Source organism: Enterobacter sp. AG326 (genome assembly GCF_004362415.1).
Taxonomy (GTDB): Bacteria; Pseudomonadota; Gammaproteobacteria; order Enterobacterales; family Enterobacteriaceae; genus Enterobacter; species Enterobacter asburiae.
Map to the genome: position 1 here is coordinate 536,904 of NZ_SNXG01000001.1, position 14,481 is coordinate 551,384.

15 protein-coding genes are annotated in these 14,481 nt (G+C 54.0%); all 15 read right to left on the minus strand.

Going from position 1 to position 14,481, the window contains the following annotated elements; translation table 11 throughout:
* Nucleotides 1-17 precede the first annotated feature (17 nt).
* Nucleotides 18-932 carry an OmpG family monomeric porin gene (locus tag DFO52_RS02515; RefSeq protein ID WP_121931726.1) on the minus strand — a complete coding sequence of 305 codons (915 nt, stop codon included), beginning with the start codon at nt 930-932 and terminating at the stop codon, nt 18-20.
* A gap of 66 nt (nt 933-998) precedes the next feature.
* Complete coding sequence (locus DFO52_RS02520; RefSeq protein ID WP_029740498.1) at nt 999-2,081, minus strand: ABC transporter ATP-binding protein; 1,083 nt, start codon at nt 2,079-2,081, stop codon at nt 999-1,001.
* A gap of 13 nt (nt 2,082-2,094) precedes the next feature.
* Nucleotides 2,095-2,760, minus strand: a complete 666-nt coding sequence (gene pgmB, locus DFO52_RS02525) for a beta-phosphoglucomutase (RefSeq protein WP_133549198.1) — start codon at nt 2,758-2,760, stop codon at nt 2,095-2,097.
* On the minus strand, nt 2,750-5,029 hold the full coding sequence (locus DFO52_RS02530) for a glycoside hydrolase family 65 protein (protein WP_133549200.1): 2,280 nt from the start codon (nt 5,027-5,029) through the stop codon (nt 2,750-2,752). The genes pgmB and DFO52_RS02530 overlap by 11 nt, the downstream gene beginning before the upstream one ends.
* Nucleotides 5,023-6,081, minus strand: a complete 1,059-nt coding sequence (locus DFO52_RS02535; protein ID WP_133549202.1) for a Gfo/Idh/MocA family oxidoreductase — start codon at nt 6,079-6,081, stop codon at nt 5,023-5,025. The genes DFO52_RS02530 and DFO52_RS02535 overlap by 7 nt, the downstream gene beginning before the upstream one ends.
* A gap of 11 nt (nt 6,082-6,092) precedes the next feature.
* The gene (locus DFO52_RS02540; protein WP_121931730.1) at nt 6,093-6,881 is read right to left on the minus strand and encodes a sugar phosphate isomerase/epimerase family protein; all 789 of its coding nucleotides are present in this window, start codon (nt 6,879-6,881) and stop codon (nt 6,093-6,095) included.
* A 17-nt stretch (nt 6,882-6,898) separates the two neighbouring features.
* Complete coding sequence (locus tag DFO52_RS02545; protein WP_133549204.1) at nt 6,899-7,951, minus strand: zinc-binding alcohol dehydrogenase; 1,053 nt, start codon at nt 7,949-7,951, stop codon at nt 6,899-6,901.
* A gap of 28 nt (nt 7,952-7,979) precedes the next feature.
* The gene (locus tag DFO52_RS02550; RefSeq protein WP_133549206.1) at nt 7,980-8,822 is read right to left on the minus strand and encodes a carbohydrate ABC transporter permease; all 843 of its coding nucleotides are present in this window, start codon (nt 8,820-8,822) and stop codon (nt 7,980-7,982) included.
* Nucleotides 8,809-9,690 carry a sugar ABC transporter permease gene (locus DFO52_RS02555; protein ID WP_133549208.1) on the minus strand — a complete coding sequence of 294 codons (882 nt, stop codon included), beginning with the start codon at nt 9,688-9,690 and terminating at the stop codon, nt 8,809-8,811. Before DFO52_RS02555 ends, DFO52_RS02550 begins: the two co-directional genes overlap by 14 nt.
* Before the next feature lie 22 nt (nt 9,691-9,712).
* Nucleotides 9,713-11,005: an ABC transporter substrate-binding protein gene (locus tag DFO52_RS02560; RefSeq protein ID WP_121931734.1), complete on the minus strand. Its 1,293-nt coding sequence runs from the start codon at nt 11,003-11,005 to the stop codon at nt 9,713-9,715.
* A gap of 14 nt (nt 11,006-11,019) precedes the next feature.
* Nucleotides 11,020-12,717 (minus strand): sugar phosphorylase, encoded by a 1,698-nt coding sequence (locus tag DFO52_RS02565; RefSeq protein WP_133549210.1) that lies wholly within the window; start codon nt 12,715-12,717, stop codon nt 11,020-11,022.
* A gap of 197 nt (nt 12,718-12,914) precedes the next feature.
* A complete protein-coding gene (pspD, locus tag DFO52_RS02570; protein ID WP_023312043.1) occupies nt 12,915-13,139 on the minus strand; it encodes a phage shock protein PspD in 225 nt (74 codons plus the stop codon).
* Nucleotides 13,140-13,151: 12 nt separating this feature from the next.
* Entirely contained in the window at nt 13,152-13,511 is a 360-nt protein-coding gene (gene pspC, locus DFO52_RS02575; RefSeq protein ID WP_023617934.1) for an envelope stress response membrane protein PspC, read from the minus strand.
* Entirely contained in the window at nt 13,511-13,735 is a 225-nt protein-coding gene (gene pspB / locus DFO52_RS02580; RefSeq protein WP_023312045.1) for an envelope stress response membrane protein PspB, read from the minus strand. Before pspB ends, pspC begins: the two co-directional genes overlap by 1 nt.
* A gap of 49 nt (nt 13,736-13,784) precedes the next feature.
* Nucleotides 13,785-14,453 carry a phage shock protein PspA gene (gene pspA / locus DFO52_RS02585; RefSeq protein ID WP_133549212.1) on the minus strand — a complete coding sequence of 223 codons (669 nt, stop codon included), beginning with the start codon at nt 14,451-14,453 and terminating at the stop codon, nt 13,785-13,787.
* Nucleotides 14,454-14,481 lie beyond the last annotated feature (28 nt).

Consider the following 14,481-nt stretch of genomic DNA (forward strand, 5'->3'; position numbering starts at 1 on the left):
CCCTGGCGTGCCCTCGGTCAGAACGCGTAATTTACCCCAACGCCCGCATAGTGGAAGCGGTCGTTTTTACCCTCGTCATGGTTTTCCCATTCATAGGCGTATTCAAGCGTCATGGATAAACCGTTGTTGAAGTCATAGGCATACTGCATACCCAGGCGGTTGAAATCATGTCCTTCACGCTCAGGATCGTCCTGCCAGTCCCAGTTCGACCAGCGATCGAGCCCCAGTCGGGTGTAAGGCGTTAAGGTCGTCTGACCAATTGAAATAGGCAGATAGGCGCGAATCTCCTGAGTGGAGAACTCACCGTTATTACGTGAACTATCCATATTGAAGCCGCGCTCTAAATAGTAATTCACTTTAGCCGCAAAGGTTTCGTTAATGGTCCAGGTAAAGCCCGTTTCGGTTTCAACGCGGCTGTCAGAATAACCTGTTTTCTCCAGATCGTTGGCAAACTGATACATGGCAAACCAGCCGCCAAAGCGCCAGTCGTCGGTTAATTTAATATCCCAGTCAGGTTGAACTTTATAGCGCTGCATATTGGCGCTGCCGTCTTTGGCACCGTGTTCATCTTTAAAGTGGTAGCCATAATTACGGAAACCACCGGTCAGACCGAAAGTAAAATCATCGGTTCCGATAAAGCGATAGCGTAATTCAAATTCAGGACGGTCGAAATAGGTTCCACGGGTCATACTGCTGTAATCAACCGGCCCCTCCTGATACATCGCCAGCGAAATAGTCCACGCATCCCAGGTTGCATTAAACCACACGGAAGGTTCATATAATCCATCTTTATCGTCGCCCTGCCCCTCAACGTTTTCGATTTCATACATCGCCCCAATATTAAATTCCCACTGTTTCGCTGTTTCTGATGCTTGTGCACAGCTCACCCCTGCGCACAGCACGAGCGCAGCACTTCTTAGTAGAGTACCCATTAAATTTTCCCTTTATAAGTAACAAACAAAAAAACCGGAAATTTGCATTTCCGGCGAACACCTTTCTTATCTAATAGCCGCTTCGGTTTCAGCGTCGAAGAAATGGCACTTATTCATATCGAACTGGATGTCGATATTATCCCCAGCGGCATAATCATTAGCAGCGCCAGCGCGCACAACCAGCTCATGACCGCCAACGGTGGCGTAGAGCATGAACTCCGCGCCGGTCAGTTCGGCTACGCTGACTTTCGCCGCGATATTCTCACCTCGGCTCTGCAGCGTGAGAATATCTTCCGGGCGGATCCCAAAGACCACTGCTTTGCGCTGATACCCTGCGGCGTTCAGTGAAGCGAGCTTGTCCTCCGGGATCGCCAGACGCAGCGTTTCCGTGACGAAATAGCGATCGTCGATAGCGCCGCGAATAAAGTTCATGGCTGGCGATCCAATAAATCCTGCGACAAACATGTTTGCCGGTTCGTTGTACACCTGCTTCGGTGCACCGACCTGCTGAATAATGCCGTCTTTTAAGATCACGATGCGGGTCGCCATGGTCATGGCTTCCGTCTGATCGTGGGTCACGTAAATCATGGTGGTGTTGAGCTTCTGGTGCAGCTTGCTGATTTCAGCCCGCATCTGCACGCGAAGCTTGGCATCGAGGTTGGAGAGCGGTTCATCCATCAGGAACACGCCCGCCTCGCGCACGATCGCCCTGCCTAACGCCACGCGCTGACGCTGGCCGCCGGACAGCGCGCCCGGCTTACGCTTGAGATACTCGCGTAAACCGAGGATTTGTGCCGCCCAGTTAACGCGTTCTTCGATAACCGCAGGCGCAATTTTTTGCATCTTCAGGCCAAACGCCATGTTGTCGTAGACCGTCATATGCGGATAAAGCGCATAGTTCTGGAAGACCATCGCAATATCGCGAGACTTGGCGGGCACGTCATTCATGCACACCCCGTCAATAATCAGTTCACCCGCGCTGATCTCCTCCAGACCGGCAATCATTCGCAGCGTCGTGGATTTACCGCAGCCCGAAGGCCCAACGAAGACGATGAACTCCTTGTCTTCGATTTCGAGACTGAAATCCTTAACCACGTGGACCTGGTTATCATAGATTTTCTGAATGTGTTTCAGAGACAGTTGAGCCATTGTTAATTCCTTATCAATACGTCCGGGATGCCCAAAACTCGGTCAGGCATTTCCAGGTCAGTTCCCGCGTTGAATGAAGTTGTAATCCCGCATGGTTCAGGCCAGCTCCAATCCCAACCGATAGCATTCCCGCCGCGTTGATCGCCTCAACGCCTGCAGGTGCATCTTCGATACCAATAGCCGCGTCAGGACGCACATTCAGGCCTGCACAGGCGGCGAGGAAGATCTCCGGGTCTGGTTTTGAGCAGCGAATACGGGAAGCATCGGCGCAAAAATCGAAGGCCTGATGAATGCCCAGCGCGTGCAGGATCCCCGGGGCATTCAGGGAAACGGAGGCGAGCCCAATTTTGACCTTCGCCGCACGGATATCCGCCAGCACGCCGCGAATACCGGGAAGCAGTGAATCCTCCGTCAGCGACGCCAGAGACTGGACATAGAGCACGTTTTTCTTCGTCGCCAGCGCTAGGCACTGCTCATCGCTAAACGTCCTCTCTTTCCCGCCATGCTTCAGGATGCGCTGCAGGGAATCCATGCGGCTAATCCCCTTCAGCTGTTCGTTAAACGCTTCGTCGAAGGTGATGCCGATTTCATCCGCCACTGCACGCCAGGCCAGAAAATGGAGGTGTGCGGTATCGGTGATCACACCGTCCAGATCGAATACAACAGCCTTAAGCATCATGGCGCCCCTCCGTGGTAGCGGTCCCATTTTCAGATGCAAGAAAATCCTTATAAGCGCAAATTTTCCGCCCCGATACGTGTAGCGTTTTGCCCCACAGCGTCAGCGTGGCAGGTGCCGAAGCTTCAATGGTTAACACCTCATTTTCATAGGTGAAGTGCAGCGTTGCGTTCCGCCAGCGCAGCGGGAATGTGAGTTTTTGCCAGTGAGCTGGCAGTTTCGGCGCAAGATGCAGCTCCCCTTCTACAATCTGCATACCGGCAAAGCCCTGAATAACGCCGGACCAGATAGCGCCGGTCGCAGCGGCGTGAATTCCGTCATCGCAGCTGTGCGGGTCGTCCCCAAGGTCAATAGCGACGCCATCGCGCCAGAAGGCGTATGCACCTTCGACGTCACCACAGCGGGCAGTCACAATGCCGTGAATGGCCTTGCTTAGCGAAGAATCATGGATCGTGCGGGGCTCGTAGAACGCCAGATTGGCGGCGCACTGCTGGGGAGTAAACCGCTCCGGCAACAGGTAGGTGAGCATCACCACATCGGCTTGCTTAAGGATCTGCATCTCGTTTACTTCCGCGCGGGAATAATCGAGCAGAATGGTCTGCTTACCCGCTTTGGCTTTGTAGCGGCTCAGATCGATGGCAGGTTTTGCCATGAAGGTATCATCCTGCGGGATCACACCGTCTGGATTGGCCTCCGGCAGCCATAAGCGCGTCAGGAACCGTGTGGCATTCTGCGTAAAACCTTCATCCTCGCGCCCAAACATCGCCATAAACTGGCGAGCGCAGGCGACGTTGTGCCAGGCCAGATAGTTGGTATAAGCGTTGTTGTTCACATGCTCGGTGTATTCGTCCGGTCCGATGACGTCATGGATTTCGAGACGACCATTGATTTCCGTTGCGCGTCCCATCCAGAACGCAGCGGTTTCCATCAGCAGCGTCAGACCTTCATTTCGCATAAAGGCATCATCGTGCGTCGCCTGCCAGTAAGCGACGACGGCCCAGGCAATGTCCGCCACGATGTGGTGTTCCGCGAGCGCGGAGGCCACCTTCTGACGCGTGCCGGTTCGGATGTTGATAGCCGCGAACTCCGGCGTCTCTTCCAGCCCGCTCGCGGCGCTTTCCCATGGGAACAACGCTCCGGGCCAGCCGTTGCGACGGGCTTTTTCCCGCGCCCCGGCCAGATTGAGCCAGCGATAGCGCAGCAGGCTACGGGCGGTTTGGGGCCGGGTGAAGAGATGGAAAGGCAGCAGGAAAATTTCGGTATCCCAGAAGACGTGGCCTTTATATCCCTCGCCCGTCAGCCCTTTGGCGGCGATACTGCTTCGCTCATCATGGGCTGGCGTCATGGCCGTCAAATGCCAGACGGCGTAATCCAGCGCTATCTGATCCTGATGTTCCGTAGAGTCCACCTCCACCCGAGCGTCGCGCCAGACCTCTTGCCAGGCACACGCCGAACTCTCCAGCAAGGCGTCGTAGCCTCTTGCCGCACAGACTTTGAGATCGGCCAGCGCGTTGCGGGCGAAAGAGGCCTGCGACAGCGCTTTATCACTGCGATGCGTCAGCCAGACGATTTTCTCGAGCGTGACAGTGTCACCCATCGCAATCGTCAGCGAATGATGAACGCTGAGGCGACGATTTTTAGCAGTGAAGCAGCTGTCGCTCTTCGCTGAGAGCTGACAAAACGCCGAAACAACAACTTCTGAGGCACGGTCCTGCGTTTCATACACACCCTGCATGTATTCCTGATCGAACACTCTGACCGACATTTCATCCAGATGCTGTCTGCCGCTGTTCGTTTGCGTTGCATCAATGCCGGTTTTCAGCACGGCCTGTGTGGCGGCATCAAGCGGTGTGATCGAAAGCTGCATGGCCACTAAGGGCAACTGGTCCAGCGACACGAAACGACGACTTTCCAGACGATAGCGTTTCCCGTCAGGCGAGCGCCAGACGACGCTGCGACGAAGTTCACCATTGGCAAACGCCAGCTCGCGCTGCCACTCGAGAATTTCGCCTGACAGGAGCGTGAAATTGACGCCATCCAGCTCAACATCAATACCGATGATATCCGGCAGATTGACCAGCTCAGTGGTCTCGTTGCGACCCGCCTGATGATAGAGACCCGCAAGATACATGCCTCGGGTTTGCTGGGTGTAATCTTCTTCGTGCGCAGCGCGGATCCCCATGTAGCCATTACCGCAGGCCATGATGGAGGCGTATTTATTCAGGCTGTGTGGACAAAAGCCCGGGTCGGTTAATACAGACACGTTTAGCATAACGTCACGCTTTCCCCTGTTTCTGCTGATTCATACAGCGCGGCGACGAGCTGCTGGATAACCAGCCCCTGCTCTGCATCAGCGATCATGACGGGCTCTCCCTGCACATGCCGCACAAAGGCATCCATACTGCGCATATGACGCCGATCGTCAGCTTCTTCACGCTGCGTGAGGGTGACTAAAGTCCCGGCTTCGTCGTTGTAGATGTGCGCCGGGAACAGCATGGCGCCAGCCTTTTCACCGCAAAATGCGACGTTCATGATGGATTGTTCGCGGATATTGAGCGCAAACGACGTGTCCAGACGCAGAATGCCGCCGTTACAAAATTCAATGGTGCCAAACAGGGCATCTTCAACGGTAAACTGCGTGGGATCCCACGCGCCAAACTGGCCGCTGCTTTTACAGTTTCCCAGCCTCTGGAAGCTATGTGCCGTCACCTTTTTTACCGCCGGGAACCCCAGCACGTACATCGCGGCATCGAGCATATGGATGCCGATATCAATCAGCGGCCCACCGCCCTGTAGCGTTTTGTTGGTAAAGACGCCCCAGCCGGGAACCCCGCAGCGGCGTAGCGCCTGCGCCGTGGTGTAATAAATTTCTCCCAGCGCCCCCTTCACCACAGCCTCACGCAGCAGTTGCGTATCGAGAGCAAAACGATGGTGAAAATCATACGCCAGCACTTTTCCCGCCTTGCGCGCGGCCATGCGCATCCGATCGGCCTCCTGCGGCGTCATAGCAGGTGGTTTTTCACACATCACGTGGCAGCCAGCTTCCAGCGCTGCCATGACGTGCTCGAAATGGAACCGGTTAGGCGAACAGACGCTCACCACCTCCGGCTTAACCGCCTCGAGCATGTCTCGCGCATCCTGCCATACCGAGGGAATACCATGACGTTCCGCAAACGCCCGAGCCTGTTCAGGATGGCTGTTCATGACAGCCACCATCTGAACATCACTGCGCGTGGCGTAATACGAGGCATGCACTTTATCCGCGACCTGCCCGGCGCCAATGATGGCGACGCGCAGAGGCGAAGGTGTAGAAGCACTCATCACGCTCGTCATCCTTAGCATTCACGCAGATAAATGAGTGAGTCCTGGTATGCCTGAGCCGGATCCTCGGCGCGAACACGGCATTCATACACCACGTATCCCTGATAGTTATCGGCACGCAGCTGGTCGAACAGGCTGGCAAAATCGAGGCTGCCGCTGCCCGGCTGATAGCGGTGGTTATCTGCGATGTGCACATGGCCCAGCAGATCGCGGTTCTGATGCAGCGCGTCCGTCAGCGAGTCTTCTTCGATGTTCATATGATAGAAATCGCCGATGATCTGCACGTGCTTCAGGCCGTTCTCTTCGATATAGCGACGCGCGTCAGCCAGGGTGTTGATCATGTGATCCTGATAGCGGTTCAACGGCTCCAGGTAGACAGTTGTTCCGGTACGCGCCGCCACCTCATCCAGCCAGCGTAGGGAGGCGCTTACGGCTTTGCGGTCACCGTCCAGGCTGCGTGGAGAGGTCATTGGTGGCAGACGGAAGGTGAACATCCCCCAGGCAGCAGGCACGATAATGCCCTTTCCGCCGACTTCCGCCAGCGCTTCCAGAATGCGTTCGATCTGCTTTAATCCGTTCAGACGACGCTCTTCGATGAAATCACCGATCCAGCCATCGTATCCACCGCAGGCCGTTGTCACCGGCAGACCGGTGGCTTTAATAGCGGCTTTTACGTCGTCGAGGTTTTCAACCAGCAGGCGGCCGTCAATTTCGTAGCCATCAAAACCCATCGCTTTGATGTACTCGAATTTTTCCATGATGTTGGTTGGGAAAAAGGCCTGGTTTTGTGTTGCGATCTTCATGATTTGCTGTCCTTAGCTTAAAAAGTGACGCCCATTTTGATACTCAGTTCCGGGTGCTGATCGACATACTTCATATAGCTTTCCGGGGTGGTGGCGAAGGTCACGACCGGGTCGATCAGATCTTCACAATTCAGATAACCGTTCATCAGCAGTTCCCAGCAGGTCTCTTCGATACGCTTGCGGCTCCAGCGCGGGTAGTCCGGGTTGGGTTCACTGCAGGCGCGGGAGAAGACAATCTTCGCGTTATTGAAATGCGCTTCGCGGCCAAGGTTAAAGCCTTCCGCGAACGGTTTTGCGAAAGCTACATAGGAGATGGTGCCGCCGTAGGCAAGCCCGCGCAGCGCGGACTGCAGCGCATCTGCAAAGCCGCTGGTTTCGATGATCACGTCCGCGCCCTGCTTCCCGGTCAACTTTTTGATTTCCAGACCCACATCGGTACCGATTGGATTCAGGCAGTGGTCCGCACCGTGACGACGGGCGATCTCACAGCGATGTTCGATTGGATCAACGCCGATAACCACTGACGCACCGGCTTTTTTCGCCAGCTGAATCGCAATCTGCCCAATGGCTCCCAGACCGACCACGACCACAAAGTCGCCCACGCGGACGTTGGCATCACGCACGCCGCTCATGGCGAACTGCGCCGGATCGTAGCAAACGGCGTTTTTCCAGGAGGCACCCTGCGGCATTTTACGCAGCTTGTAGTTGTTCACCGCGTTAACGATGACTGTTTCCTGCAGCGGGCCGTAGCAGCAGACGCTGTCGCCGATCTGATATTCAGTGACGTCATCACCGCATTCGATAATCTCGCCAACAATCATATTGCCCAGCTGGAACTTACCGAATTCGATCCCGCGGGCCGCCCCCTCTTCACGCGGCGTGAACATCTGCCACTCCGCGTTGAACTCTTCGTCAATAAACGGGCTTGCCGCGCGGAAATCCACGACTTCAGTGCCGTGCTTCGGCGCGCCAAAGCGGGCGCGAATTTTCACTTCATGTGCTCCCACAGCACGATCTTCATATTCCACCAGCGCCGCCACGCGTGGCGCTGTCGCTACTAATTTTTTCATGACTGACTCCTTGTTAAAATTGGCCGCCTCAGCCCTTCACGCCACCGGCGGTCAAACCACTTTTAATAAAACGTTCAGACAGGGCGTACATGATGACCACAGGAAGCGCCGTCACCAGCGATGCCGCCATCATGCGACCCCAGATATAATCTGGCGTGCTAAAGAGCGTGTTCAGCCCGACCGGCAAGGTGAAATTGCTGGCGCTGGACAGGAAAATGGACGCAAACAGATAGTCGTTCCACGCCACCATGAAGCAGTAGACAAACACCGACACGAGCCCGGAAATCGCCAGCGGCACGGTGATGCGGAAGATGATTTGCAGGCGGTTAAGGCCGTCCATCATCGCGGCTTCTTCGATTTCGTCCGGGATGGTGTCGAAATAGCTGCGCAGCATGAACACCGCTGTCGGTAACGTTTGGGTCACCATGGTGATAATTAGCGCCAGCTCGGTGTCGTAGATCCCAAGGGCAGTGATGATTTTGAACAGCGGCACCACCAGCAATATTCCGGAGAACATGTAGACGGTGTAAAAACTCGCGTTGATCGTCGTGCGGCCCTTAAAACGCAGTTTGGACAAGGCGTAAGCCCCCAGCGTGCCGAGAAATACGGCAATTACCGAGGAGGTCAGCGACACCACCATGCTGTTTTTGAAATAGTCCACAAACGGGAAAATCAGCGGGTTAAAGATGTCGACGTAATGCTGCAGCGTCCACGCCTGAGGCAAAATGGTCGGATTCAGCGATATGGCCTCTTTAGCGCTCTTGAATGACGTCATCAGCATCACGAAGAACGGGAAAAGCGTGATGACCAGGAATACCGCCAGACCGAGATAAAAACCAATAAGGCTCAGTACGCGTTTATTTGTTGCCATTGAGGTTTACCCTTTTTCTGGTCAGCAGAATCACCGCGAAGATGATCACGAACAGCACGACGGAGATCGCCGCAGCCTTACCCAAATCGTTGAAAGCGAATGCCGTTTTGTATAGGTAGACGCCCAAAATATCGACCTTGGTCGTCAACAGATAGACATCCGCAAACATGTAGAACATCCAGATAGTGCGGAGCGTCACCACCGTTGCCAGCACCGGCATAATCGCGGGCAGCGTAACGATTCGAAAACGCTGCCAGGCATTCGCGCCGTCCATTTCCGCCGCTTCATACAGCGACTTATCAATGGTCTGCAAAATCGCGAGGAACGAAATGAACGCGTACGGGAAGTAGCGCCAGATGGCGAACAACACCACCAGTACAAAGCTGCTGCCAGGATTGTCGAACCACAGGGGGGCCTGGTCATACAGATGCAGCAGGTCAACGCCCAGATAGTTCACAATGCCGTAGCCGTTGTTGAACATGTATTTCCATGCAAACACCAGCGAAATGGACGGGGTGACGTAGGACAAAATCACCAGTGAACGTGCCGTTTTCCGCAGACGGAATTCACGGTTAAAGAAGATCGCAACCGCCACCCCCAACCCCGTGCTGCCGATCACCACCAGCGCGGTATACCAGAACGTCATCCACAGGGAGTGCCAGAACGCAGCATCTCCCAGAATGCTGATGTAGTTATCCAGCCCGACGAACACCGCATCAATACGCGGGTTGAGCGGCAGACGTAAGAAACTGATTTCAATATTGGAAATCATTGGCCAGGCCACCAGGCCCCCCAGCAAAATCAGGCTGGGGGCCAACAGCAGCATGGCGAAAGGCATATCTGAACGACCAGAAAACAACGTCTTCATAGTTTCCTTCCGCAGAGCGCTCCTATCGTTGTGAAATCAGATCGGTCAGACGCTTTTGGCTGTTACTAAGCGTGTTGCTGAGATCTTTTTTCCCCACTGTGACGTTATGCACCATGGAACTGATGATGCCGGACCCGGTAACATCGCCCATGCGTGTGAAGTTTTTGTCCCCCACCGCGCCAAACACCTGCACATTCGGGAACTGCGCAATCAGTTCGTAAGGCAGTTGTCCAAACGCTTTGATCACATCGTTGTTTTTCCAGGTATCGGTGCCCACCACCAGCTTGTTCACCGGCAGTGCCGCGCCAGGCGACATCATGACCCAGTCGGTTGCGTTTTGAGCCTGCTCCATCCAGGTCACAAACTTTTCAGCCGCCTGAGTTTCATCTTCGGTTTGACCGGTGGTAATCGTCAGCGACGTGACCATGCCGTAAACAGCAGAAGAGGTTTCTGTTGGGACGACGAAGCCCAGATTGGCAGGGTTTCCGTCCTGGAATACCGCCGGCAGGATGTAGGTGGAGTAAACCGCCATCGGCGCAGAACCGTTCATGAAGGCATCTTTGATCTCCATGACGTCGTTTGAACCCGGCATGGTGGTCGCGGCCAGATCTTTATAAAACGCCAGGGCTTTTGCCATTTCAGGGGTATCGATGTCGACGTTCCCTTTGGCATCAAAAACGTTCGCGCCGCCGGAAAGCGCAAACTGGGAGAATGCCTGCTCCGTCATCACGCTTTCGGCGGTGGGCAGCGCAATGCCGTAATGTTTTTTGGCCGGGTCGTTAAGGCGCTGGCTGGCTTTCAGCAGCTGTTCCCAGTTATGCGGCTCCTGGATACCCGCCGCAGCAAGTGCATCTTTGTGATACCAGACGCCGGATAGCCAGGCGCTGACTGGCACCCCCGTCCAGGCAGAACCGTCTTCTGTACGAACAACACGCAAAATGCCGTCATAGAAGGTGCTCTCGCCTACCGCTTTAATGGCTTCACCGATAGCTTTGCGATCAAGGAGCTGTTCCTTGTCCATGACTTTCGCGTAGTCATGGCTAACTTCAATTACCTCGGGCAGCGCGCCCGTTCTGGCGAGCGTAATGACCTTGGTGTTGTAGGCATCCTCTTCGACCGGCACCTGTTTCACCGTGATGCCGGGGTTCTCTTTCTCGAACTTTTCGATAAGCTTCGTGATTACAGCCTGGCGCTCCTGCTCAACTGACGAGTGCATAAACTCAATAGTGACAGCAGACTTTTTGTCGTCCTTGCAGCCTGATAACAAGGCGCACGAAACCAGTGCTGAAATCAGCACAATTCTGGGCATTTTCATTTTTAAGGTCCTTTTTAGTTTTCTTTAATCCACAACACCTGCCATGGATATAGGGTCAGCGTTTTATCTGTAATATCTTTCCCGGAAATTAATTCCGTTCCGGATTGAATATCGGATTCCACCGTTTGAATGCCGTCACTGAAATTAAACAGCGCCGTTATTTTTTCGCCACAATTCGCCACGCGAACGATTTTTAATACATGTTCACCTGACGCACTGAAATAAGCCTCACTGTCAGGATGGAATGCTTTTTCGGCCCGACGCAGCGCGATCAACTGACTTAATGAGCAATAGACCTGAGAACGCAGGCTATTTTCATCTTCAAGCACGCTATCAATTTGTCCCGCAGCGTATTTCTCACGATTTATTGCGCGGTTGTATCCCAGGCGTTCAACACCTGCATAATCATTACGCGAGCCGAGAATGCTCTGAATATAAACCGCAGGTACGCCGGGGAAGCTTAAAAGGACGGCATGCGCCAGAATAAACCGGGCAATCCGTTGGCTGTCAGGACTGTTACGCGTACTTAAAGCATCCAGATAGGTCACATTAATTTCATAAGGACTGCGTGTTCCATCCGGGTTATTTTTCCAGTTAACCAACGCCCCTTCAGCCTGAAGTTTTTCCACAAGCAAGAGGATTTCCGACTCGGGTAAAATTCCGCGTAACGGATTCAGACCAATCCCGTCATGCGAGGCCAGGAAGTTAAACCAGGTGGTTTTCGTGGAAGGCAGCGTCAGCGACTCTGCCCACTGGCTCAGCGTCCGGACGTCCTGAGAATGCACTGCATGCAGCACCAGAGGGGGCAAAGAGAACTGATAAACCATCTGCGCTTCATTTTCGCCGTCACCGAAGTAAGCAACGTTATCTTTATGCGGAACGTTCGTCTCGGTGATAATCACCGTTCCAGGGGCGACAGCCTCGGTAATGGCGCGGAAAAGCTGGATGAGCTGATGGGTTTGCTCAAGGTGGATGCAGTTTGTTCCGGGTAGTTTCCACATGAAGCCTACAGCATCCAGACGTATGTATCGCGCCCCTTCAATCAGGTAATGCAGCAGCACGTCGACCATCGCGATCAGCACCTGCGGAGAGGCGAAATTGAGATCGACCTGGTCCTCGCTGAAGGTGGTCCATAGGTGTCGCACGCTGCCGTCATGCAGCGTGAAAGGCGTAAGAAGCGGTAAAGCACGCGGACGCGTCACCGCGGATAAGTCTGTTTCAGGATCGACAGAAATAAAGAAATCGTCATATCCTGGTATTTGCTTCAGGTAATTAGCGAACCATATGCTTTTGGCCGACATATGGTTACAGACGAAATCAAACATTAAACTGGCTGACTGTTTTAATTCGGCAACGTCTCGCCACGTTCCGGTTTCCGGTGCAACTTCATGATAATCAATAACAGAAAACCCGTCGTCTGAAGACCATGGATAAAAAGGCAAGAGATGGACATGAGAAAAAGAATGCGAAAGCCACCTGTTATAAAAACGCGTAAAAACAGGCAGCGCCTTCTCCCCTTTCGCTGAAAACTGATCGGCATAGGTGATCAGGACAACGTCTTTTTCATCCCAACCCGTTTTACGTTTTTCCGTAATAACAGAAGCGGCCTTTCCAATATTTTCCAGCAGCACATTAAGATGGGCTTCAGAAAACGTTTCCCCGTAAACAAGATTAATGAGTTCTTTAATTTTTGTATTCACTTTATTTTCCATGGTAGCGGTCCCACGGAGTGGCAATCTACTCCCATGAAAAATATCTGTCAACGGACCAGAAAGGAGAAAAAGGTGATTGCAAAGCAGCTCAGCGCAATATTGTGAGCTGCCGCAAAGAAAGAACGGGGAAAAGAGGAAATGCGGTTAACCGTCGCCAGTCCCTCCCCCGTCAGGGAAAGGGCTAACGCCAGCAGGAATTATTGGGATAAGTAGCGGCGAGAAAGCCGTTTTGCCACCTTTTGCAACAGCGGTTCTAGCGCCACGGCCAGCACCATTCTGACCGGCTTGCGGGCTACGGATTTAATTGCCCAACCCGCCACACCTGCCGGGCCGAACCGTAACGCGGTCAGCAGGACCAGTTTACCTGCGATTTTCAGGCCGGGTTTTACCTTCTGACCGGCCTGTTGCCAGTGTTGTTTCATCTCATCTCTCTCTTAAAGCTGACGAAAGCGACTTCTCAGCGTAAAGGTATCCGACGTGACATAGCGTTCCATTTCCCGTAGCCGCTTCTCACCAGCGGCGAGCTGCTCATCAACCGCATTGAGAAGATCGCTGCTGGTCGGGGCTCCCTCCGCAGCCAGTTCTCCTTCCGGCATCGGGTCAAGGACAAACGACAGGACGATGTATGCCACCAGGGTAATAAACGCCAGGCCGAAGAAGATCGATAGCACCGTGACCACGCGGACCAGTTTGACCGGGACATCAAGATAGTGAGCCAGCCCGGCACAAACGCCGCGCACCATGCCCTGCTGTGGAATACGCCACAGCTTTTTGTTCAGATTCAGTCCAGACATTAACGGTCCCTCCAGTTTGGATGCTCAGCATCCAGGATGGCTTCCAGCGCCTGAATGCGTTCGCGCATTTTGTTCGCCTCGTCGGAGAGCTGCACCAGACGCTGTTGTTCACTCTGGGAGAGTTCGCCCCGAGAAGAACGGTTGCTGTAGTGCAGCCATAGCCAAATCGGCAAAACGAACAGCACGAAAATTGTCAGGGGAATGGCCAGAAAAAGCGCGCTCATGTGTACTCCTTGTCTTATGATGCGGCACGCTCAGGTGCCGCAGGAATTATTATTGGTTGTCTTGCTTCATTTTGGCTTTCAGTGCCGCCAGCTGCTCGCTGATTTCATCATCAGCCTTCAGATCGGCGAACTGTTGATCCAGCGACTTCTGCTTGCCGATGCCGTGGCTTTCGGCTTCCGCTTCCATGTGGTCGATACGACGTTCAAACGATTCAAAACGCGCCATTGCTTCATCCAGCTTACCGCTGTCCAGCTGACGACGCACGTCGCGGGAGGAGCTTGCCGCCTGGTGACGCAGGGTCAGCGCCTGCTGACGCGCGCGGGTTTCGCTCAGTTTGTTTTCAAGCTCACTAATCTCTTTCTTCATACGGGTGAGCGTGTCGTCCACCAGCGTCACTTCATGCTCGAGCGTCGCGACCATATCGGCCAGCTTCTGTTTTTCGATCAGCGCCGCGCGCGCCAGATCCTCTTTATCTTTGCGCAGCGCAAGTTCCGCTTTTTCCTGCCATTCGTTCAGCTGAACGGTAGCTTGTTCAATGCGACGCGTAAGCTGTTTTTTCTCCGCCAGCGCGCGGGCGGAGGTAGAACGCACTTCAACCAGCGTGTCTTCCATCTCCTGAATCATCAGGCGGACCAGCTTCTGCGGATCTTCTGCTTTCTCAAGCAGCGAGTTGATGTTGGCGTTCACGATGTCGGCAAAACGAGAAAAAATACCCATAATCTAATCCTCATAGTTCTGTTATCGG

What these genes read in the sequence shown, in the direction of transcription:
- DFO52_RS02565 (WP_133549210.1), bottom strand. Translation starts at nt 12,717, where the DNA reads ATGGAAAATAAAGTGAATACAAAAATTAAAGAACTCATTAATCTTGTT.
- pspA (WP_133549212.1), bottom strand. Translation starts at nt 14,453, where the DNA reads ATGGGTATTTTTTCTCGTTTTGCCGACATCGTGAACGCCAACATCAAC.
- DFO52_RS02555 (WP_133549208.1), bottom strand. Translation starts at nt 9,690, where the DNA reads ATGAAGACGTTGTTTTCTGGTCGTTCAGATATGCCTTTCGCCATGCTG.
- DFO52_RS02545 (WP_133549204.1), bottom strand. Translation starts at nt 7,951, where the DNA reads ATGAAAAAATTAGTAGCGACAGCGCCACGCGTGGCGGCGCTGGTGGAA.
- pgmB (WP_133549198.1), bottom strand. Translation starts at nt 2,760, where the DNA reads ATGATGCTTAAGGCTGTTGTATTCGATCTGGACGGTGTGATCACCGAT.
- pspD (WP_023312043.1), bottom strand. Translation starts at nt 13,139, where the DNA reads ATGAAACAACACTGGCAACAGGCCGGTCAGAAGGTAAAACCCGGCCTG.
- pspB (WP_023312045.1), bottom strand. Translation starts at nt 13,735, where the DNA reads ATGAGCGCGCTTTTTCTGGCCATTCCCCTGACAATTTTCGTGCTGTTC.
- DFO52_RS02515 (WP_121931726.1), bottom strand. Translation starts at nt 932, where the DNA reads ATGGGTACTCTACTAAGAAGTGCTGCGCTCGTGCTGTGCGCAGGGGTG.
- DFO52_RS02550 (WP_133549206.1), bottom strand. Translation starts at nt 8,822, where the DNA reads ATGGCAACAAATAAACGCGTACTGAGCCTTATTGGTTTTTATCTCGGT.
- pspC (WP_023617934.1), bottom strand. Translation starts at nt 13,511, where the DNA reads ATGTCTGGACTGAATCTGAACAAAAAGCTGTGGCGTATTCCACAGCAG.
- DFO52_RS02560 (WP_121931734.1), bottom strand. Translation starts at nt 11,005, where the DNA reads ATGAAAATGCCCAGAATTGTGCTGATTTCAGCACTGGTTTCGTGCGCC.
- DFO52_RS02520 (WP_029740498.1), bottom strand. Translation starts at nt 2,081, where the DNA reads ATGGCTCAACTGTCTCTGAAACACATTCAGAAAATCTATGATAACCAG.
- DFO52_RS02530 (WP_133549200.1), bottom strand. Translation starts at nt 5,029, where the DNA reads ATGCTAAACGTGTCTGTATTAACCGACCCGGGCTTTTGTCCACACAGC.
- DFO52_RS02540 (WP_121931730.1), bottom strand. Translation starts at nt 6,881, where the DNA reads ATGAAGATCGCAACACAAAACCAGGCCTTTTTCCCAACCAACATCATG.